This is a genomic window from Paenibacillus sp. 598K, from assembly GCF_003851045.1.
In the GTDB taxonomy this organism is placed as follows: domain Bacteria; phylum Bacillota; class Bacilli; order Paenibacillales; family Paenibacillaceae; genus Paenibacillus_D.
Map to the genome: position 1 here is coordinate 1 of NZ_BFBX01000090.1, position 22,975 is coordinate 22,975.

General features: G+C 55.6%; 16 protein-coding genes. 13 read left to right on the forward strand and 3 right to left on the reverse strand.

The features are described from left to right. The 5 genes from PA598K_RS24445 to PA598K_RS24465 form a co-directional block, all read left to right on the forward strand. Positions 1-982 (forward strand): alpha-L-rhamnosidase-related protein (locus tag PA598K_RS24445; protein ID WP_148091985.1); only part of this gene is annotated, 982 nt, incomplete at its 5' end. Positions 983-1,045: 63 nt separating this feature from the next. Continuing rightward, positions 1,046-2,155, forward strand: a complete 1,110-nt coding sequence (locus PA598K_RS24450) for a GntR family transcriptional regulator (protein ID WP_128659477.1) — start codon at positions 1,046-1,048, stop codon at positions 2,153-2,155. Between the two features lie 248 nt (positions 2,156-2,403). Next, positions 2,404-4,050 (forward strand): ABC transporter substrate-binding protein, encoded by a 1,647-nt coding sequence (locus tag PA598K_RS24455; protein ID WP_128659478.1) that lies wholly within the window; start codon positions 2,404-2,406, stop codon positions 4,048-4,050. 96 nt (positions 4,051-4,146) lie between these two features. Then, positions 4,147-6,063: an outer membrane protein assembly factor BamB family protein gene (locus tag PA598K_RS24460; RefSeq protein ID WP_128659479.1), complete on the forward strand. Its 1,917-nt coding sequence runs from the start codon at positions 4,147-4,149 to the stop codon at positions 6,061-6,063. A gap of 18 nt (positions 6,064-6,081) precedes the next feature. Next, positions 6,082-6,909 carry a carbohydrate ABC transporter permease gene (locus tag PA598K_RS24465; protein ID WP_128659480.1) on the forward strand — a complete coding sequence of 276 codons (828 nt, stop codon included), beginning with the start codon at positions 6,082-6,084 and terminating at the stop codon, positions 6,907-6,909. A gap of 85 nt (positions 6,910-6,994) precedes the next feature. Here the strand turns inward: PA598K_RS24465 and PA598K_RS24470 are convergent, their stop codons facing one another. From PA598K_RS24470 to PA598K_RS24480, 3 genes are all read right to left on the reverse strand, one after another. After that, on the reverse strand, positions 6,995-7,147 hold the full coding sequence (locus tag PA598K_RS24470) for a carbon storage regulator (RefSeq protein ID WP_128659481.1): 153 nt from the start codon (positions 7,145-7,147) through the stop codon (positions 6,995-6,997). 95 nt (positions 7,148-7,242) lie between these two features. After that, positions 7,243-7,938, reverse strand: a complete 696-nt coding sequence (locus PA598K_RS24475) for a response regulator transcription factor (RefSeq protein ID WP_128659482.1) — start codon at positions 7,936-7,938, stop codon at positions 7,243-7,245. 24 nt (positions 7,939-7,962) lie between these two features. Further along, entirely contained in the window at positions 7,963-10,125 is a 2,163-nt protein-coding gene (locus PA598K_RS24480; RefSeq protein WP_128659483.1) for an ATP-binding protein, read from the reverse strand. A 213-nt stretch (positions 10,126-10,338) separates the two neighbouring features. Here PA598K_RS24480 and pdxS point away from each other — a divergent pair, with 213 nt between their 5' ends. The 8 genes from pdxS to PA598K_RS24525 form a co-directional block, all read left to right on the forward strand. Beyond that, positions 10,339-11,232, forward strand: a complete 894-nt coding sequence (gene pdxS, locus PA598K_RS24485; RefSeq protein WP_128659484.1) for a pyridoxal 5'-phosphate synthase lyase subunit PdxS — start codon at positions 10,339-10,341, stop codon at positions 11,230-11,232. A gap of 41 nt (positions 11,233-11,273) precedes the next feature. Then, positions 11,274-12,488, forward strand: a complete 1,215-nt coding sequence (locus PA598K_RS24490; protein WP_128659485.1) for an acetylornithine transaminase — start codon at positions 11,274-11,276, stop codon at positions 12,486-12,488. A gap of 17 nt (positions 12,489-12,505) precedes the next feature. After that, a complete protein-coding gene (gene glyA, locus PA598K_RS24495) occupies positions 12,506-13,747 on the forward strand; it encodes a serine hydroxymethyltransferase (protein ID WP_260405588.1) in 1,242 nt (413 codons plus the stop codon). Positions 13,748-13,842: 95 nt separating this feature from the next. Continuing rightward, positions 13,843-14,079, forward strand: a complete 237-nt coding sequence (locus PA598K_RS24500) for a thioredoxin family protein (protein WP_128659487.1) — start codon at positions 13,843-13,845, stop codon at positions 14,077-14,079. A gap of 4 nt (positions 14,080-14,083) precedes the next feature. Beyond that, complete coding sequence (locus PA598K_RS24505) at positions 14,084-15,304, forward strand: cysteine desulfurase (protein ID WP_128659488.1); 1,221 nt, start codon at positions 14,084-14,086, stop codon at positions 15,302-15,304. A 259-nt stretch (positions 15,305-15,563) separates the two neighbouring features. Further along, complete coding sequence (locus PA598K_RS24515; RefSeq protein ID WP_128659489.1) at positions 15,564-17,177, forward strand: xylulokinase; 1,614 nt, start codon at positions 15,564-15,566, stop codon at positions 17,175-17,177. A gap of 146 nt (positions 17,178-17,323) precedes the next feature. Continuing rightward, positions 17,324-18,304, forward strand: coding sequence for an alpha/beta fold hydrolase (locus tag PA598K_RS24520; RefSeq protein WP_128659490.1), 981 nt, complete (start codon positions 17,324-17,326; stop codon positions 18,302-18,304). 406 nt (positions 18,305-18,710) lie between these two features. Then, on the forward strand, positions 18,711-22,975 hold a 4,265-nt coding region (locus tag PA598K_RS24525; protein WP_148091986.1), incomplete at its 3' end, for an InlB B-repeat-containing protein.

Sequence of the window (22,975 nt, forward strand, 5' to 3'; positions counted from 1 at the left end):
GCGTCAAGAGGACGAGAGCGGATTGTTCGCGAGGGCGGATCGGGACGGCTGGTGGTGCTTCATCGATTGGTCGGACGATATCGATCGCAGGGATCGGGTGACGGCGATCTCGTGTTATTACTACAAGTTCCTGCAGACGATCGTTCATATGGCACAGGAGCTGCAGGAGGTCGACTATGCGGCGGAGCGGCTCCGCAAGGCAGAGCGACTGCGCGCGTCGATCCGGGCGCGGCTGCGCGTGCCTGGCGCCTCCGTCTATGCCGACTGTCTGACCGACGAGGGCTTGTCGACGAGCGTAACCGCGCAGACGAACTTCGCTGCGGCGTGGTCGGGCATTATGGAGGAGGAGGAGGTCATCGCCTTCGTGCGGGAGGACTTCCTGGCCGAGCGGCTGCCTCCGATACGCGGCGCGTTCTTCTATCATATCGTGCTCGAAACGTTGTTCCGCTACGGGTTCTCGGAAGCGGCGGTCCAGTTGATCCGCAGCTATTGGGGGGCGATGCTGGAGCGGGGCGCTACGACCTGGTGGGAGACGTTCGATCCGTCGCTTCCGTTCTCTACGATCCCCAGTCCGTATATGGGCCACACGCCGACCTATCTGCAGGATTCGATCCCGGTTAGCCTGTCCCATGGCTGGGGCGCGTCTCCAACGTATCTGCTTAGCCGCGAGGTGCTTGGCGCAGATCTGTCGGAGGCGGGCAAGGGCAAGCTTGCGATCCGGCCAAAGCCTGCGCCAGGTATCGATTGGGCGGAGGGCGTCATTGCGACGAAGCACGGCGACCTTCGGATCGCGTGGCGACGCCAGGAGGACGGACGGCTGTCCGTGCAGGCGACGATTCCCGCCGCGTTCTCCGAGCTCTCAGCCGACCTGGAGCAGATGGAAGCGACGACAGCGGGTGGCGTTATCCGTCTATCGGGCATCGTACGCGGCTCTGGCTCGTCGGGGCAGCCGAGCGTCGACGCGGATACCTCGATTGCTTGAGGCTTGTCTTGCGAAAAAAAGGTTGCTAAAGTATACTTATCCCATCGATGGGAGTGAGTGTAGATGCCTTCGGAAAAAACGGAAAAAACGCCGATGTACCAATACATTGTTAATGATATCAAACGCAAGATCGAAGCGGGGGAGCTGCATCCGCATGATCCGTTGCCGACTCAGATCGATCTCGCGAAGGCTTATCATACGAGCGAGATTACGTCCCGCCGGGCGCTCTCCGAGCTGGCGCAGGAAGGGTATGTATACCGGATTCGCGGGAAGGGAAGCTTCGTTCAGGAGAAGGCGGAGCATGTCGGTTCAAGACCGATCCGCAAGCTGTTTTTCGCGCATAGGAACCTGGAGCTGAACAGCTTCAGCCATCCCTTCTTCAGCGATATGTTCGCCGGAATCGGCGCCGTATGCGACGAGAATGACGTCGGCTTCCATCTGTGGGACATGGGGGAGGACTACCGACTGCCGGACGATCTGAATGCCGGGATCGTCCTGCTGACCAACACCGCTGACGATTCCTTCGATATCGAACGGCTCACCGCGTGGCAGCAAGAGGGTCGGAGGATTATAACCGTTCATTTCTATTATCCGCACCTCGGCATTCCGTATGTCATTGTGGACAACCTGACCGGGGGATATCTGGCGACGCAGCACTTGATCTCGCTTGGCCACCGCAGGATCGGCATGATCGTCACCGGCAAGTCGATGATGGAGTTGAATCAGGAATTCTCGCTGCGGCTGCAAGGCTATCGCCTCGCCTTGTCGCAGCATCAGATTCCCTTCGATCCGACGCTCGTCGCCTGCATGGACGCAGAGCAGGAGTCGGTGACGCTCGGGGCGGAGGGCTTTAAGCGGTTGATCGCGCTGGAGGAGCCTCCGACGGCGATCTTCGCGACTAGCGACGCCAAGGCGATCGGAGCGATGAATGCAGCGAGGACGAGCGGCATGGACGTGCCGGGAGATATTAGCATCATGGGGTACGATGATCTGAAGATCGGCGCGATCACGTATCCCTCTCTGTCGAGCGTCAACCAGAATACGAGGACGCTGGGAGAACGAGCCGCCGAGATTCTCTTGTTCGAGCTGGAGGAGGCAGGACAACAGCTCGTCAAGGACGAAATCGTGCCGACGTTAATCCCGCGGGGCAGCACAGCCAAGGCGCCGTCATGATTATGCGAGCGGGAAGCAGGTAACCATAAATAAAGAGAGCAAAGGCTGTCGATCCGTTCGACAGCTTTTTGGCGTGCGTAGCGGAAGAAAAAAAAGTGGTTGCGCGAGCTCGAAGTGTGAAGTATACTTTTGTTTATAAAGTATACGAACTTTAAGTCGGTATGCTTTGCAAGATCTTTCACTCAGAGAAGATAGCTTTAATCGGTAAGCGCTTTACACACATTTGAACAGGCTAAGGGGAGAACGACATGCGGAAGAAGAAAGTAATGTTCCTGCTAATCAGCGTGATGATGGTCGCGGCGCTGCTATCCGCTTGCAGCAAAAATGAGAAAACGCCGGAAACCGATCCGCCGGACGCCAAGCCCGAAGGCTCGGCCGACCGGTCCGCCTCCACGCTGGAGGGCGAGATCAAAATCTCGCTGCCGAACGCTTCGGCCGTCGTATGGAACGCAGTCGGCAAAGCGTACATGGATAAAAATCCGGGCGTGAAGGTAACGGTTGACCACAAGCCGCAGGAAGGCTACAAGGAGTGGCTGACTGCCCAGTTCGCGGCGGGGACTCCTGATGTCGATCTGGTCACCAACAACGAAGTTCTCAACCTGGTCAACGATCAGAAATTCGTGGATTTCTATCCGTATTTCGAAAATAACAACCCGTATACCGGAAAGACATGGAAGGATTCCTTTGACCTGGACGCGATGGGCATTAATCTCGAAGGCGTCGGAGCGGAGGATCATCTCTGGAATCTGAACTTCGAATCGGTGCAGATCGTCTGGGTGTACAACAAGGAGATTTTCGAGAAAGCGGGCGTGACCGAGACGCCCAAAACCTTTGACGAATTGACCGCTGCCTTCGACAAGATCAAGGCTGCCGGTTACATTCCGTTAGGGCTGGCAGGCGACGCGAACTCGATGTGGAGCAGCACGGCTGGCTGGCTCGCCCGGATCTACGCCGACCAATATTTGCGCGACTTCATCAACATTACCCGTTCCGAACCGCAGGACTACACGTATCTGCCGGAAGTGGACGACAATTGGTCGTACGATCCCAGCGATCCTTACAACGACGCGAACAGCAAGGTCACGAAGAACCCGCTGCGCGCCTGGCAAGCGATCAAGGAGAAGACCGGGCCGTTCCAGGTGGCGGGCAATCCGGCATGGGCCGCTTACTCGGAAAACCTGAAGAAGCTGTTCTCCTATACGCCCGACGGATTTTTCGGCGTCAAGGACACGCAAGCCTACCAGCTCTTCCTGACCGGCAAGGCTGCGACGATGATGTCGACGCCAGGCTCGTACTGGAAGCTGCCGAAGGACTTCGCCGATGAAGAGAAGACGGGCGCGACAGGCGCGGTACAGCCGTTCGAGTATGGATTCTTCAACATGCCGTCGATGGAGGGACCGGAAGTGAAGGGCGCGGCCCGCACGATCCAGATCCCGATCGGCTTCTACGGGATCGTCAACAAATCGGCGGAGCAGAACGCCCTGAATATGGACTTCCTGATGTTCCTGACGAGCCCGGAGGGCTATAACGTATACGTAGAAGCGATCCAAAACAGCCCGGACGCTTCGCTCGACGGCGCTCCGGCGCTCAAGGACATCACGCTCCCCGAGGAGATGACGGCCGCCTTCGCCGACTTCGCCCCGATCGGGAACACGGAGGGCTACGACAGCGCAGCGAACATTCTGGCTCGCGGTCTGTGGGATTACCAGCCATCCGTACAAGACTGGGTGGGCAGCGTGCAAAAGTACTTTGCCGGCAAGATTACGACGGAGCAATACCTGAATGAGCTGCAAGCGAACATCGACAAGTATTTCGATGCTGCGCTCAAGGAACGGAATCTGGAGTTGTCGGATCTGAACACGCCGGAGAAACGGCCGCCAGTGCGCAATAAGTAAGAGCACCCGATCTACACAGGCGCTTGTCGGCCTGTGTAGATTGCCCTTTAACGGGCACGGGCAGATCAGCGGTTTGGAGAAAGGTAGGAAGGGCATATGAGGAGAACAGCATGGGTTCTATTGGGAATCATGCTCCTTGCGGGGCTTGCCCCGTCGAACGTGTCGGCGCAAGCGCAGTGGACCGGCGAAAGCGCGGGGGACATTACCTCGATTGCGGTATCGACGGATGGAAGCCGCGTAGCGATGGGGAGTCATGGGTCCATAGCAGTCGTCTTCGACCGGGAGGGCGGCTCGCTATACGAGATGAGCGCCGGCAATGTCATCAATGCCGTCGATCTCCTGGAAGACGGCAGTCTGCTCGTCGCATCGGACGACAGACATCTATATGCCTACGGGTCGGAAGGGCAACTACGCTGGGATAGCGATCTGAAACGTCAGGTGAAGAGCGTATCCGCATCCTCGGACGGCCGCCTGGTCGCTGTCGTCCTGCAGCGAGCCAAGGAGGTCATACGGGTCGATGCCGCAACCGGCGAGGCCGTAGGCTCGTTCCCTGTGGATTCGATATTGAAGACGGCGCAGGTGTCGGCCAACGGATCATGGATCGCTGCCGCCGGAGCCGACCAGTTCATCTATTTGCTCGATCAGGACGGCGAGCTGCGCAGCCGGTTCGGCGCAGGCGGACAAGTCCAATCGCTGGCGGTTACGGACGAAGGCCGTGTCGCCGTCGGTACGAATGCAAGGCAGGTAGAGCTGTTCGACGAATCGGGCGCCAGAGTTCAGTCGTTAAGTACGCGAGATCATGTCTCGTCGGTTGCATTTTCCAAGGATGGGCAACTGCTTGGGGTTGCGGATTTATCCGGCACCTTCTATCTATTCGATGCCAGCGGCAGCAAGCTTTGGGAGTCCAAGGGCGGCCAGATCGGACGCGCGGTCGCGTTTTCGCCGGATGGGACGATTCTATACGCCGGTCAGGCGGACGGCAGCATCCTGCCGTTTGATGTCGGCAACGTGATCGCCGATGCCAAGAGTCAGGCTCAAGCGAGGACGGCTTATTGGATTGCCGGTGCGCTCGCTGCAGGCGTGATACTGGCAGCGGCGCTGATTTATATGAAGAAACGGAACAAACTGGGCTTGTTCAAGGATATATGGCGTTCCAAGTGGGTGTATGTCGGCCTGCTTCCGAGCTTTGGGCTTCTCTTTACGTTTATGTACTTTCCCGCCTTCTCGGGTCTGTTCCATTCGTTGTACGAGTGGCAGCCCGGCGGCACCACAACTTTTATCGGACTTGACAATTTTGAGCGGATGCTCCATGACCCCTATGTATCGAAGGGACTCGGCAATCTCGTCATTCTGATCGTTACGGGTCTTCTGAAGGCGCTTGTTCCCCCGCTGATCGTTGCGGAGTTGATCTATCATTTGCGGAGCAAAAGGCTGCATTATGGGTTTCGCACGGCGTTTACGGCATCGATGATCATTCCCGCCGTAGCCGGGCTGCTCATATGGCAGAACTTTTACGACCCGAATATGGGGTTGTTCAATCACTTTTTGCAACTGATCGGATTCGGCTCGTGGGCGCATGGTTGGCTGGGAGATCCGAATACGGCGTTATGGGCGCTCATTTTTATAGGATTTCCATTTGTCGGTATCCTGCAACTGCTCGTCCTATACGCAGGCTTGCTGGCCATCCCCAATGAGCTGACGGAGGCGGCCCGTATGGACGGCGCAGGCTTGCCCAGGATCATCAGGTCGATTCACCTGCCTTTATTGGCCGGGCAGTTCAAGTTTCTGATCATTATGGGGCTGATCGGCATCATCCAGGACTTTAACGGCATCCTCATTGTCACTGGCGGCGGACCGATGGATTCGACCTACGTTCCCGCCTTGCAGATGTATTATGCAGCGACCAAATTCAATGATCTCGGCTATGCCTCCGCACTGGGCGTCAGCATGTTCGCGGTCATTCTGGTCATCACGATCGTCAGTATGCGCTTCATCAAATCGTCGGAGGAGTAGAGAAAGGAGGAATGGCTCATGTCGAATTCCGGTACGGGTCGGCAGATCGTCATCGCTCTGCTGCTGACGCTGCTAGTCTTCCTGACGCTGGTTCCGATTCTGTTCATGATCTTAAGCTCGCTGAAGAGCAATGCTCAAATTCTGGGCGACTTCTGGGCCTTGCCTTCCCCTGCGCGGTGGTCTAACTACGGCGCGGCGTTCAACAGCATTTGGCGTTATGTTCTCAATACCGTCTATTACGCCGTGAGCGGCAGCATCGGGGTCATTATGCTGTCGGCGCTCTCGGGTTATCTGTTCGCCAAGAAGTCGTTTCCAGGCAAGAACCTGCTCTTCTTCATGATGCTGGCCATGATGATGATCCCTAGCGTGCTGACGCTGATCCCTTCGTACGTCCTGTACAAAAACATGGGCTTGACCAATACGCCATGGGCGATCATCATCTCCAGCGCGGCCGGGGGACAGGTGTTTGGCACCTTCCTTTGCCGCACGTACATGGCCGGATTGCCGGGGGAATTGTTCGAGGCGGCTCGCATGGACGGAGCCTCGGAGGCGCGCGTATTCGCGCAGATCGTCCTGCCGCTGTCGCTGCCGATCCTGGCGACGCTGTTCATCATGCAATCGGTCGGCGTGTACAATGATTACATCTGGCCGCTCCTGACGATTCAGGACAGCAGCTTGCAGGTCATCTCGGTCGGGCTGACCATCTTTACCAAGCAATTCGGTATTACCGACATGGGGCCCCAGTTCGCAGCGTATGCGATCTCGTCCATCCCGCTGCTGCTAATTTTCACGTTCGGGATGAAGTATTACATTCAAGGTATGACGCAAGGGGCTTTGAAGCTGTAGATTTTCCAAGCCGAAGTAAAACAACGCGCACCGGTTGATGACCGATGCGCGTTTTCTGTATAGCTACGTTTACGAGTGTGAGGCGTTATGATTCCAACAGCTCTCCGCGGATGATCGGAACATCCTTTGGCGCGTCAATCGCCAGACGCAAGTGCCCCTCGTCGCTTTTGATGACCTTGATGATTATTTTTTCGTTGATGATGATGGTTTGTCCGGGCTTTCTGCCAATGACCAGCATTATATTCATTCCTTTACCAAGAAGGTTCTTTATAGCGCTTTCCTTCTTGTATCTTAGCATGGTCCATATGCTCATTAGCGGAACTCAAAGAAAACTTAATGTTCGCGTTTGTCGGCAACCAGCATATAGCCGGCTCTCCGAATCGTGAGGATTCGCTCGGGATTGGCAGGGTCCAACTCAATTTTTTTGCGCAAGTTGCTGATATGCACAGCGACCGTTCGCGTATCCTCCAGGCTCTCCATGCCCCAGATGAGCTGGAACAACGCATCGGCGCTGACGATCCGATTGACGTTTTGCGCCATATAGGAGAGGAGGTTGAACTCCTTTTTGGATAAAAAGATCGGCTCGTCACCCAGATTGACGGACTGCGCATAGAAGTCGAGCGTCATACCCGGCAGCTCCAGCAGCTGCTCTCTTCGGCCCTTCGACACCCTGCGCAGATGAGCCTTGATCTTGGCCATGAGTACACCGGGGCTGAATGGCTTGGTCACATAATCGTCGCCGCCATCGGACAATGCACGGATCTTGATCTCGTCTTCCTCGCGACTACTCAGGAACACGATCGGCGCCTCGGTGTAGGGGCGCGCCGCTCTGCACCAGTCAATGCCGTTCTCGTTAGCGAGCAATATATCCAGTACGATCAGATCCGGCTCAAACGAGACGAGCAGCTTCATCGCGTCCGGCCCGTTATGACTGTAGGAGGCTATGAAGCCCTCTCGCTCGCAATACACCTGGACAATCTCGCATATATGCGGATCGTCATCGACGATCATGATTTTGTGCGCACCCATTCACCGTCACCTTCCTTTCGTTACCTACAATTGCGTATTCAACGAGTGTTCAACCTTACAAGGAATAGATATATGGAAGATGGCTCCTGTCCTGCCATCGCTCTCCGCTCGCACCGTACCTCCATGCGCGAGTACGATCTCTCTGCAGATCGCCAGCCCGAGCCCGCTGCCCTCGATTTTCTGGTCCATGCCCGAACGCTCGTACCGATAATTGCGATCAAAGATCTGCTCGAGCTGCTCCGGTGGGATCCCTATGCCAGAGTCTTGCACGCTCATAATCGCGTAGGGCGGCTCTTGCGTCTCGTCCAAGGCAAGGGCAAGACGGACGATCCCGCCGGCAGAGGTGAACTTCATCGCATTGGACACCAGATTAAACAATGCTTGCTCCAGCCGTTGCGCATCCATCCAGACAACAGGCGAGTCTGGTCGTTGATCCTCCGCCATCCCCAGATTCAGTCTGAAATCCAGTCCTGCGTCGCGCACCACCAGCTCATACTGCTCAAAAAAACCACGCAGGAATTGAACCACATGTACCGGTTCCATCCGGTATGCGATCTGTCCTGTCTCCAGATGGGACAAGAAGGACAGCTCCTCGATCATCCGGTTAATCCGGATCGTGTTATCCTGGATGTACTGCAGATACTGTTCATTGCGCTCCGGCTTGACGTTGTCCTGCACCGCTTCCACATAACCAAGCATACTCGATAGCGGCATGCGCAGATCATGCGTAATGTAGGCCAGCAGCTTTTTCCGCCCTTGTTCGGAGTGGAGCAACTGCTCGTACGATGTTCGGAGGTCTTCGTGAACTGCGGATAAGGCATGCGTGCGCTCCATTACGAGTCGCTCCAGGTTGGTGTTCATGTCCTTTAGCTTGGTATTTGCTTCCTGCAGCTCACGCGCGATCCGCTCTTCATTCGTAGCTGCTCTCGTAAATCTGGACGAAAGGAGTATCATCTGTGCGATCGTGAACACCAATAGACCAGTCGGAGAGGTGTTGCCGATGGGCGACCAGCCGTTATAATACAGAAAATCGTTGATGACCGTAACCAGTGCAACCACCGACATCAACAGAAAAATTAGCGCGCCTTCCTTATGCCGCACAGCAGCATGGACCAGCCCAACCATCAGATAGGTCATGTGCAGCACAACGACGACCCCGATCGTCAATAACAATTGGGAATAGATCAGTGCAGGGGTCAGCAGAACAATGAGGCAGAGTGCCACGGTTGCGATCCGGCTGCCAAGACGAAACCATCGCGACAAGTAATTGGGGAAAATGCAATCGAAGTACTTGCTCATGATATACCCACTGATGCACAGAATCAGGTACTCGATTTTGAACTGCAACTCCCATGAAAAATGAGGCAGCCATTGGGTGAGCATCAGCTCGCCGACCAGCAAGGATCGGATGCCGATCAGCGTGGTGAGCAGGCCAAAATACAAGGGGGCCTTGTCCTTGCGTCGCAGCGCGAACAATAGCAAATGATACAGACCAATCACTAGCAAGCTGGCAGTGATGAACATATCTGCGGCAACGTTCAGATGAGTCTTGACCGTTAATGCATTGCTGTCGCCCAGCTCGATCGGTTTGGTGATGCCGCCTCGATTATGATGGAAGTTTGCGACTTGCATAACTAACTCTACCGTGCCGCCAGCAGGCTGGAAGAATACCAGCTTCGTGGCCAATTGCGGGATCGTGTCGCGCTTATCCGCACCAACTCTACCAACCTCGGCTAGCCTTTCTCCATTCACCCACAAGGTATACGCATGAAAAATGGTAGGCAGCCGCAGCGCAAGACGCTCCTGTCGATCCCGCTCGCTGAGCTGGATCACTAGCCGATAGGTTGCAAAGCCTTCGCTGGAGAGCTGTTGTCCATCCAACGGGTAGCCTAGCCAAGAGCTGGGGATGTCGATATATCGCTTCGGCTCGTCTCCGCCATCTATGCGGCTCCGTATATCCTCCGGCGACAGCAGCTCCTGCCAGTAAAACGCCCATTCCCCCTGTAGCTTGAGCGGATGCTCGACGATATGAACCTGTGTTAAGTCCAGTCGGCCCTCCTTGCTTTCGATCTGGGGGGAGTGCGGTGCAGATACGACAGCATAGCTTGCGATCAAGCCTATAGCAACGACAACAGCCAGTTGAAGCAAGATAGAACGAGTACCGAATCGGAGAATACCCCTTATCATGAAGTCGACCCCAATCTACAAGATGCGCTAGAAGTAAGTTGTTTACCTTCAATCATAGCACGAATAGAAAAGGCGTTGGCGAAGATAAAGTTTTCTTTACACTTCTTTTAGCGTTGATTATGGATTGCTATAAATGACTGCTTTTGGATAGGTTGAAACATGCCAAAGTCTGATAAGCTTGCTGTATACGATACCAACACAGGAGGCGTAGCTATGACAATCGCTAGAGAGACAGGAACCGAGCTGGTAAAAAGAGGGATGGCGGATATGCAAAAGGGCGGCGTCATCATGGATGTGATGAGTGCCGAGCAAGCCCAAATTGCCGAAGCGGCAGGAGCGACAGCAGTTATGGCCTTGGAGCGTGTACCCTCGGATATCCGGGCGGCAGGCGGGGTCGCGCGTATGGCCGATCCGGCGCTGATGGAGGCGGTGATGCGGGTCGTCACGATTCCTGTCATGGCCAAGGCGCGTATCGGGCATTACGTGGAGGCCAAGGTGCTGGAGTCGCTGGGCGTAGACTATATCGACGAGAGCGAGGTGCTGACGCCTGCGGATGAAGTGTTCCATATTAGCAAGCATGAGTTCACCGTTCCCTTCGTCTGCGGCGCCAAGGATCTGGGCGAGGCGTTGCGCCGCATCCAGGAGGGGGCGGCGATGCTCCGTACGAAAGGAGAACCGGGCACGGGCAATATTGTCGAGGCCGTACGGCATATGCGTCTGATCAATGGGCAGATCCGCAAGGTAAGGGGCTTGTCCAGGGATGAGCTGTATCAGGAGGCCAAGCTGCTCGGCGTGCCTTATGATCTGCTGCTGCAGGTTCACGAATCGGGCAAGCTGCCGGTCGTTAACTTTGCTGCCGGCGGGGTGGCGACGCCTTCCGACGCTGCGCTTATGATGCATCTGGGCGCAGACGGCGTTTTTGTCGGATCGGGTATTTTTAAGTCGGAGAGCCCGGAGCGGTTTGCGCGCGCCATTGTCGAAGCGACGACGCATTATGAGGACTATGCGCTCATTGCCGAGGTTTCCAAAAACCTGGGCGCGCCTATGAGGGGTATCGAAATGTCGAGTCTGCAGCCGCATGAACGAATGCAGGAGCGCGGGCAGTAAGCCAGTCGCAGGCGGGCAAACGAAGGGGAACGTAAGGAGCGATGGTCCAACTGAAGAGAAGCTATTTATTTCCGACGTATACCAAGTTCCCGTTGACTCTGGTCAAGGGACGCGGTACCACTCTGTGGGATGATCAAGGAAGAGCCTATCTGGACTTTATGGCAGGACTTGCAGTGTGCAACCTGGGCCATGTGCCTGAGCGGGTCAAGGCGCGAATTGAGCTGCAGCTTGAGCAGCTATGGCATGTATCCAATCTGTTTCATTTGCCGATTCAGGAGGAGCTGGCCGAGAAGCTGACGACGCTTAGCTGCGCGGATCGGGTGTTTTTTTGCAACAGCGGCGCGGAGGCGAATGAAGCGGCGATCAAGTGCGCCCGCCGTTACCATCAACGCGTGCTGGGCAATGACAGATACGAAATTGTTACGTTTGAGCAATCGTTCCACGGGCGCACGATCGCTACCTTGACGGCTACCGGCCAAGAGAAGGTGAAGGACGGCTTTTTTCCTTTGCCGCAAGGGTTCGCCTATGCCCGGTTGAATGATATCGATAGTGTGCGAAGCTGTCTCACGGCTCATACGGCAGCGGTCATGCTCGAGCTGGTACAGGGAGAGAGCGGCGTGCGTCTTGCAGAGCCTGCCTTCGTCATGGCGCTTGCCCAGCTATGCCGAGAGGAAGGGCTGCTCCTCATCGTCGATGAAGTGCAGACCGGCATCGGGAGGACGGGCAGCTTGTTTGCTTATGAACAGTATGGCATCGAGCCGGACATCATCACGCTGGCCAAGGGACTGGCCAGCGGGTTGCCGATCGGAGCGATGTTAGGCCAGGAGCGGCTGAGCGAGGCGTTCTCGGCGGGCAGCCATGCCTCGACCTTCGGCGGCTCGCCCGTCGCGATGGCGGCGGGCTTGGCTACGCTGGAGACGTTGCTGGAGGATGGACTGGCCGAGCGAGCCCGGCAGACAGGCGCCTATGCGCTGGAGCGGCTGCGGCAGGTCTCGCAGGACGCCCCTGCGATCCGCGAGGTTCGAGGGCTGGGACTGCTCATCGGCATCGAATGCAGCGAGCCGGTCGGACCTATCATTCAGCGGCTGCACGAGTCGGGGCTGCTCGTACTGGCAGGCGGCATCGATGTGATCCGGTTTATGCCGAGTCTGTATGTTACCTGCGAGGAGATCGATCAGGCGATCGGCATACTGAGCCAGGTGCTGGCCGAGCGACAGCGGGAAGCGGGAGAGGAGCGGTACCATTGGAGAGCGTAGGAGAGAGGAAGATGGATGTGAGCGTATTGGAGCAACAGGATCAAGTCATCGCCGGAGCGGTCCGTCAGGAAGCGCTGCGGCAACAACACAAAATCGAACTGATTGCTTCGGAGAACTTCGTCAGCCCGGCGGTGAGGGAGGCGGCGGGGACGGTGCTGACCAACAAATATGCCGAAGGATATCCCGGCAGAAGATACTATGGCGGCTGTGAGTATGTAGACCAGGTCGAGGAGCTGGCGCTTGAACGGGCCCGGAAGCTGTTCGGCGCAGAGCATGTCAATGTGCAGCCGCACTCCGGCTCGCAAGCGAATATGGCGGTGTATCTGGCGTCTGTAGAGCAGGGCGATACGATTCTGGGCATGAATCTGGGGCATGGCGGCCACCTGACCCATGGGAGTCCGGTTAATTTTTCGGGGAGATCTTATCATTTTGTGCCTTATGGCGTAGATGAGCAATCGGCTCGCATAGATTTTGATGTGGTGCGCAAGCTGGCGCACAAGCATCGCCCGCGTATGATCGTTGCCGGCGCCAGCGCGTATCCGCGCACGCTCGATTTTGCGCAATTTGCGGAGATTGCAACAGAGGTAGGGGCGCTGCTTTTTGTCGACATGGCGCATATTGCGGGCATTGTTGCGGCCGGTCTCCATCCGAGCCCGCTGCCGCATGCCCACTTTGTTACATCGACGACGCATAAGACGCTGCGAGGCCCAAGAGGCGGGATCATCCTGTGCCGCAAGCCGTGGGCGCAAGCGATCGATAAGGCAGTCTTCCCCGGCGTGCAGGGCGGTCCGTTCATGCATATTATTGCGGCCAAGGCCGTTGCTTTTGGCGAAGCGCTGCAACCGGACTTCAAGTCCTATATCGAGCGTGTCCTGCTGAATGCGAAGGTATTGGCGGAGGGCTTGCTGGCGGAGGGACTGACACTGGTATCGGGCGGAACGGATAATCATATCCTCTTGCTCGACCTGCGCCCGCTCGGCATGACAGGCAAGGAAGCCGAGCGGATACTCGATGAGGTGGGGATTACGGCCAACAAAAACACGATTCCGTATGATACGGCAAGCCCGCTCGTCACGAGCGGCATTCGCTTCGGGACGCCGGCGATGACGACGCGAGGCATGGGCCCGCAGGAGATGAAGGACATCGCCCGGCTCATCGGACTTGCGCTCAAAAACCCGGCCAGCTCTGCCGTCCAGACGCAGATCAGCAGAAGCGTACAAGAGATGACGTCGCGTTTTAACGATAACGTTTACCTATGATAACAATAAGCAATTAGGAATTGATGCTTCTCATCTTCATTTCTATAATGAGACCAAGTAGCCAAGCTACATTATACCAAGAGGAGTGATCGTCGATGTCACAAGCTATTTTTTATCATGCTGGTTGTCCGGTCTGTGTGGATGCTGAGCAAGTGGTGGTAGATTATCTGGATACTGCGAAAATCACGACGGAGATTGTTCATCTCGGGACAGCGCGAGATCGGATCGCGGAGGCGGAGCGGGCAGGCGTCAAGTCCGTTCCGGCGCTCGTCATTAACGGCAATGTGTATCATATCAATTTCGGTGCGAGTCTTGAGGATGTAAAGGGCTAGGGAGATGGATATCTCCGCAGTCAGGCAATGCTTCCCTATCCTGGATCAGACGATCAACGGTTGCCCGCTCGCTTATCTGGATAGTGCGGCATCGGCGCAAAAGCCGATTCAGGTCATAGAGGCGTTAAAGCAGTATTATGAACAGGATCATGCCAATGTGCATCGCGGGGTTCATACGCTAGGCACACGAGCTACAGAAGCCTACGAAGGGGCGCGTGCCAAGGTGGCTCGTTTTATCCATGCTGGGCAGGTGGAGGAAGTCGTCTTTACACGCGGCACCACCTCGTCCATCAACCTGGTTGCGGGCAGTTATGCGCGAGCGGTATGCGCCGAAGGCGACGAGATTGTCGTCTCTGCGATGGAACATCATAGCAATCTCTTGCCATGGCAGCAGGCCGCTAAGGCGACGGGCGCTGTGTTGAAATATATTCCGCTGCAAGCGGACGGAACGTTCTCGATCGAGGCCGTGGAGAGCACTGTTACGCATCGCACCAAAATCGTAGCCGTGTCCCACATCTCCAATGTGCTCGGCATTGCTAACCCGGTAGCGCAGATCGCCGCGATTGCCCATCGGCATGGCGCCGTCGTCCTCGTCGATGGCGCTCAGAGCATCGCGCATATCCAGGTGGATGTGCAGGCGTTGGATTGCGATTTCTATGTCTTCTCGGGACACAAAATGTGCGGTCCGACTGGGATCGGCGTGTTATATGGCAAGAAGACGTTACTCGAACAGATGGAGCCTTACGAATACGGCGGTGAGATGATCGCCGAGGTCGGTCTGTATGACGCCCACTGGAAGGAGCTTCCTTGGAAATTCGAGGCGGGCACGCCCAGCATCGCCGGTGCCATCGGATTGGGGGCGGCGGTCGATTTTTTGACACAGATCGGGATGGATGTCATTGAAGCGCACGACAGGCTACGGACTCGCTATGCTGTCGAACAGCTAAAGCAGATGGAGCGCCTGACGATGTACGGACCAGAGCAGGGACGATGCGGCCTCGTGACCTTTACGATCGACGGCATTCATCCGCATGATCTGGCTACCGTTTTGGATCAGTATGGTGTAGCGATTCGCGCAGGCCACCATTGCTGCCAGCTCTTGATGCGACATTTTGGCGTCGGAGCGACAGCCCGTGCCAGCTTTTATCTGTATACGACGGAGGCCGAGATCGATCAGCTTGTTGCGGGTTTGCGCCAGGCCGAATCGTACTTCATGACCATGTAGTCCGTAACGTGCGACTTCCGGCAGGCGCAAGGTCGCGATTATCGCTTGATCGTTGCGACCAACTGCTCGATGAATACGCGACTGGCCGCGCAGAGATGCTTGTTTTTGCGGTAGGCAATGCCAAGGTGAGCTCGCGATGGATAGAGTGGCCATTCAGGAGCACGACAGCAGAGACGCTGTCGTGTTTTTGGTGCGCCTCTGTTGACCATTTCTAGCAAATAATGCTATCTTGTCTAAAACAGAGAGGAGCTCTGCCACCATGAATGAAAGCATGAAACAGGCCATTATATGCGGGGAAACATCGCTTGGCATCGAATTTGGATCGACACGAATCAAGGCGGTACTGATCGATCAGCATAGCCAGACGCTCGCATCGAGCAGCTACGACTGGGAAAATCAATTGACGGGCGGCTACTGGACCTACGATCTCCAGGAAGTGCTCCTCGGGATGCAAGACGTCTATCGCCTGCTAAGGCAAGAGGTGGAGGAGAAGTATGGCGTCCCCCTGCAAAAGCTCGGCGCGATCGGATGCTCGGGCATGATGCAGGGCTATATCGCCCTGGACCACGCAGGGGAGCTGCTCGTGCCGTTCCGTACATGGCGCAACACGACAACGGAGGCTGCGGCGGCAGACTTAACCGAGCGATTCGGCTTCAAGATCCCTCAGCGCTGGAGTATCGCTCATCTGTATCAGGCGATGTTGAACGAAGAGGCTCATGTTGCGCAGATCGATTACATCACGACCTTGTCCGGATACGTGCATTGGCTGCTGACGGGGCGCAAGGTTCTGGGCGTCGGGGATGCTTCGGGGATGTTCCCGATCGACCCTGCAACTCTTACCTATAATGAAGAGATGGTAAGGCAATTTGACGAATTGCTGACGAGTCGAGACTGTACGCGGCGGCTGAGGGAGATCTTGCCTCAGGTGCTCGCCGCCGGAGAGTCGGCCGGGGTGCTCACAGAAGCTGGAGCGCGATTGTTAGATCCTTCTGGCAGTCTGGAGCCGGGCGTGCGGCTTTGCCCTCCGGAGGGCGATGCCGGGACAGGCATGGTATCTACGAATAGCGTCAAGCCGCGTACCGGCAATATCTCCGTAGGCACGTCGATATTTGCAATGCTGGTGCTGGAGGACCATCTGTCCAAGGTGTACCCGGAGATCGATATCGTGACCACGCCTGAGGGCAGCCCGGTCGCCATGGTGCTCGCGAACAACTGCTCCAGCGATATCAACGCCTGGGTCGGCTTGTTCCGCGAATTCGCCGAGGCGATAGGGGCGGAAGCGGAGATGAATCAGCTATTCGGCGTTTTGTTCAACAAGGTGCTGGAGGCTGATGCAGATGGCGGCGGCTTGCTGAGCTACGGCTACTACTCCGGCGAGAACATCACCGGATTTGCTCAAGGGCGCCCGCTGTTCGTCCGCTCTCTGGAGAGTCGCTTCACCCTCGCCAATTTCATGCGCGTGCATCTGTATACCGCATTTGCTGCGCTAAGGCTTGGCATGGATCGGTTGACGAAGGAGGAGGGCGTGCGGTTTGATCGAATCCTGGCCCATGGCGGCTTGTTCAAGACACCGCTTGTCGGTCAAGCCATGTGCGCCGCAGCGCTCGATGTTCCAGTCGCCGTCATGCCGACGGCTGGCGAGGGCGGCGCCTGGGGAATGGCCGTGCTCGCAGCCTATCATGTGAACAGAGAGCAGGAAGAGAGCTTGGCCGATTACCTCGCCGCTCGGGTGTTCAAGGACGAGGAGGGACAAGAGGTTCAACCTGCAGCCGAGGACGTGAAGGGCTTCGCCCTGTTTTTGGAGCGTTACACGGCAGGTCTGGCTATCGAGCAGGCGGCAGTCGATCATTTGGTATTAAATCGTAAGAGGTAAGAACCGTCATGGCTGGCGAAGTCGTTATCCTTCGGCCCTTGTTCATGCTCCGTTCATAGAGATGTCATACACTGGACATCTGGATGAGTTAGATTTGGAGAGCGGAAGTTGGGACAACCTACAGATAACGACAGGAGCCGATTAAAATGACGCAACAACAAGGAACGCAGACCAGGGGAAGCATAAAAAAATGGCTATTTCTATTGCTTAAAGCCATCGGTATACTGGTGCTTTTGTTTCTGGTTTTTTGTGCGGTCGTGTACACGGTGAATAAAGTCAGCAGTCATGCGGAGCAGAAGAAGTTGGAGCCTTATGGTCAGCATGTGACGGTGGATGGAAAACAGATGAATTTGTATATTCAAGGCGAAGGCGAACAAACGATTGTGATGCTGCCCGGTTTCGGAACAGCGTCGCCTGCGCTGGATTTTAAGCCGTTGATCGATGAGCTGTCTCCCGACTATAAAGTCGTGGTCGTCGAGCCCTTCGGGTATGGGCTGAGCGATCGTACCGACAAGGAGCGCAGCACAAGAACGATTGTTACTGAAATTCATACCGCCTTGCAATCGCTAGAGATCGATCGATATATCCTGATGGGACATTCCATCTCGGGCCTGTATAGCCTGGATTATGTGAACCAGTATCCGGACGAAGTCATGGCATTCGTTGGGCTGGACAGCAGCGTTCCGACGATCAGCGAGCAGAAGATCGACTCGTCGGCGACGACTCCGGTGAAATGGTTCCGCGATCTTGGCTTCGCCCGCATTCAAGTGAAGCTCAGCGACGATCCTTATGAGGGACTCTCATACGATGCGTCTACCAAAGAGCAGTTGAAGATTCTAATCCACAAGATCATGTACAATACGACGCAGCTTAATGAAATCGAACGGATGTATGACAATTTTCAGTCGGCGCAGCAGCAAGCTTTTCGGCCTGAGCTGCCTGTCCTGCTGTTCGTCCAAGCGAAGCACCCGACCATGGATCAATGGGTTCCCGAGCATGAGAAGCAGATCCAAAACTCCGTCCATGCGCAAATGGTATTGTTGGAGGGGGATCATTACTTGCATCGCACGCATGCCAAAGAAATCAAAGCGAGCTTAAGCGAGTTTATGGCAATGTTGCAGCCATGAGACGGGCTTACAGCGAGAGAAGAACTGAGGAGCAGCCATAGGGCTGCTTCTTTTGGTTATGCCGTAACATACACCATGGACCAGTATGTCAGCTATCTGGGCGATTTGGACGCGAAATCTGTTCGAGTGTCGCAGGACTACATGGCAGGTATCCCAAGTGTCCCAGGCATCTGAGGCGTCCCTAGACGAGAGCGTCGTCAAGCCGGATTGTATCGCTCGCCACAGTTTGGCTAAGGGTCGATAGTCCTAGCGGAATGGCAACTCGTGTAGGCATGTTCCCACCCCCTTTAGAACAAGCGTGAATGTTCTAATAGGGGGTTTTTTCAGTATTTTGTGAGAATCGATCGTTATAATCGAGGGATGGGCACAAAGAATTCTATCCTGGGACGAAGGGGAGACCTTAGTAATGAAAACAACGAGATATAAGATGCTGATACTGTTTCATGTCCTGCTCTTGCTGACAGGCATGATTCCGATATGGCCGAGCCCGGTGTCGGCTGAATCTGAACCTGCATACCCGAAGGTGATTCAAAAGGCCTATATTCCGAATCAGCCGAGCGGAGCCGATTACGGCACCTTGGATGTCGTGAATCTATCTGATTTTACAGTAGAAAAAGGGAAGATAACGGTAGGCATGTATCCGAACGCGGTGGGATACAATCCACGCGGCACCCAGGTTTTTGTGACTCACGGGAGCAGCGTCTCGATTATCGATCCTGCAACGGATACGGTGATTGAAACGATTGATATGGGACAACATTCCAATGCCGTGACGTTTAACTCGGATGGCAGCAAGGCTTACGTTAACATCGGCTCAGACCTCTCTGTCATTGATACGGATGCATTGACAGTCATCGGCACGATTCGACTGGATGTAATCCCGCTTGCTTACTACGCGGCAGGCAACAAGCTGTACGTATCGGCCCAAAGCAACTTCGGCGACGGTAAACTGATCGTCATCAATACGGATAACGACGAGTTCGAGACAGAGATCGACACGGTCAAGTTTCCGGAGACAATGGCCGGCAATCGACAAGGCACCAAGCTCTATATTGTCGGTTCAGGCGACAACAACCTGTTGATCATCGATACGGCTACCTTGACTGTGGAAAAGAAAGTGAGCACAGCGGCCAGCCAAATCGATGTCAGCCCGGACGGGCTGTTCCTCTATATGTACTCGGGAACGGTATACATCACCTATGACACAGTGAACGATTATAGGCAAGTGTCCTATCCCCGTATGGATTGGTCTGGGGCGTGGATTGATAACGGCGGTCTTTCGACTGACGAGAAGGTTATGTATCTGTTAGACAACAGGAATAGCAAATTAACGACAGTCGACACGGAGACGGGGAGTACCCTGCAGACGATCGACTTGAGTCCGAATATTTCGCTAGCGGACTCCAATCGGTTTATGGCTTCGATTGACGTCGCGACCCGAAATGTGCCCACCTATACGGTTTCATTTGATTCGCAAGGAGGCAGCTCGGTAGCGCCGCTGACCTCTGTCGTGACAGGCAACCGGATTCAACGACTGGAGCCGACCTCGCCCACCCGCGATGGACTGAAGTTCGGTGGCTGGTACAAGGACGCTGAAGCGACGACCCGCTGGGACTTCTACAAGGATCGCGTGACCGCTGATGTGACCTTGTATGCGAAGTGGGAGGATAAGAAGACGGCTCTGCTGCATAAGGCCTATATTCCCAGCCAGGAAGAAGGGGCGCTCGATGTCGTCGACCTGGAAGACATGTACATCGAAAAAGGACGGATTCGATTGGGCGCCTACAAGGCCTCTGATATCGCCCCGGTGAGCGCCGTACTGAATCCTGATTTCTCACAGTTGTTTGTCGGCAATAGCGGGAACCGTTCGGTCTCGGTCATCGATACGACCACGGACACGGTAATTAAGAACATCGATCTCTCTTCCAATGCGGACGGGATCGCCTTTAATCCGGACGGCAGCAAAGCTTATGTCGTCACAGGCAACACGGTTACCGTCATCGATACGAGCGCGCTTGCCGTCAGCAAGACGATTACTTTGTCGTACCAAATGATAGGGAGCAGCATCGTCAATATCGGTAATCGGATGTATGTCTCCTCCGTTTATGGACCTCCGTTTAGAGGCGCGCTGAACGTCATCGATACCGCCACCGACGAGGTCGTCAAGGTGGAGTGGATCGGCCAATCTCCCGTTGGGATGACGGTTCATCCGCAAGGAACAAAACTGTACATCAGCGATATGGCAAAATATGTGTCGGTCGTTAATGTGGGTACCTCGCAGGAAGAGACGAAAATCATGCTGTCCGGTCAAGCACAGGATGCACCAAGCGGAGGGATCGAGATTAGCCCGGACGGGGCCTATCTCTATGTCGGACAAAATGTAAATTATCAAGGTGTCATAGACGTCATCGACACGCGAACCAACACCGTCGTCAAACAGCTTCAGACTGGCGGCTCTCGTCCGAATGCGATCAATGTGAGCCTGGACGGAGCAACGCTGTGGGTGACCAATGTTGATTCTCATGCGATGAGCGTCATCGATGTGGCCAGCGGGGAATTGCAAAGCTACGCGCTAAGTCGGCGACCGACGGCAAAGGGCGGCTTCACGATGCCGACGGCCCTGGTCGTCAAGCTGCTACCGAAATATACGGTTGCGTTTGATGCGAGAGGCGGCAGTACGGTCGCTTCGCTAGCGGATGTGCGCCAAGGCTCCAGAATTGCCGAGCCGCAGCCGCCCACGCTCGATGGCTATGCCTTTGCCGGCTGGTACAAGGAGGAGGCGCTGGAGCACAAGTGGAATTTTCAGTCGGATAAGGTAACCGGGGATGTGACGCTTTATGCGAAGTGGGGCAGACCGGTAACAGCATCTACGCTGGACGAGCCTGTGCCCGGAACGCAAAAAGGATCGACAGCTTTTGAAACGGCTGTTGACCTGAGCTATGCCTTGGCGGTCAAAACCTCGGCGACGCCGATCGCTCATCCTGTGGAAGGAGATCGCCTGTCTGCGAATGAAGCCGATGTCATCCGGAACTACCAGTTGCAGGACGATGTGACGGGCGTCGGGTCGCGAGCGAACAAATATATAGCTTTGTATATCGTGGATCCGAATGACGGCGACCGTATCTTGCACTTCAGTCAGTTCCTCCTGTACGAGTCTCATATAAAAGAGGATGATACGGCGCTGAAGCTGATTACAGTGTCGCCGGCGCATCGGTCGAAGGATGTCGCGCTGAACGCCTCGCTGGTCATGACCTTCAATGATCCGGTAGAAGCGGCAGCGGGCAAATATATTACCGTCAAGGGGCCAAAAGTCTACGCACACGGCTCCAATACGCCTGAGGCTGAGGCCGTCGCGGCCCGTATTGAAGCGAATGATACAAGCAAAGTAACGATTGCCGGCGCTACGGTTACGATCCAACTGGGTCAAGAGCTGGGAAGCGACTGGCATTATGAGGTCAATATCGATCGCGGCGCTTTTGCAGATGTGTCGGGGAACGGCTATGGTGGACTCGCAGGATATATTCGCATCGATCGCGATGAAGCGGGCGGCGAGGCGTATTCGGATGCTGCAAGTGCTTGGAGCTTCTCGACTGTGTATGTGCCTGGTCCGCCTGCGGTCAGCTCGTTCACACCAGCGAATGGGGCGACAAATGTGCCGCGTACGCAGGAGCTGACGATTAATTTTGACCAGAACGTCACGGCTGTAGCGGGTAAGAAGATCTGGATCAAGAAAAGCTCGGACGACAGCATCGTCAGGACGCTTTACGTGGACAGTCCCGCCGACGTTGAAGTGAACGGCAAAGTGGTCACCACGAAGCTGGTTCTTCCGGAGTCAGACGGGGCGTTTGAATATGGGAAGAGCTATTATGTGCAGATCGAAGACGGAGCGTTCAAGAATGCGGCCGACCTGACGTATGAAGGCATCGACGACAAAACCTCCTGGACCTTCACCACGCTTCCTAAGCCGCAGGGGCCGATCGCGGTATCGTACGTGCCGAGTCCGGGACAGACAGAGGTAGATCCCGGAGATAATCTGGTGCTGACATTTGATCAGACGGTATATGGTGGCCAGGGTAAGAAAATCAAGATCATTAAGACATCGGATGCTTCTGTGGCGTGCACCCTAACGATAGGAAGCACGGATGCTATCGTTACCGGCTCAAGTCTCGTTATTCATGTGAAGGATGAGTGGGGTAACTCTTGTCTGGCGCCGAAAACAGAATATGCCGTGCAAATCGACAGCGGCGCGGTTCGAAGTCATCAATCGGTTCCATACGAAGGCATCAACGATCTGACAACTTGGTCGTTCAAAACGGCAGCCGTGCTGGCCCCTGGGCTCAATCCAGCGCCTGTGCCGGAGCCGGGCGATGAGCCGAACACGACGAAGCTTCCGAGCGACCCGGCGATTCCGGTCGGAGCAGGCAACCATCTGGTCGTGAAGGTATCGTCGAGCAAGATCGCTACACCGAGTACGGGCGACCTCGCGCCATCCGTAGGCGTGATCAATCCGTACACGCAGGGCGATGATATCCCGGGCGTCGATCCGGTCGTGAACCGGTACATCGGCATCTATGAAGTAGACAGCAACAACAAGGTTGTGAAATTTACTTTGATCGTCCTTGGCAAGGACGACGTAACGCCGAAGCCAGGGGCAGCGCCGGAGGTGTATCC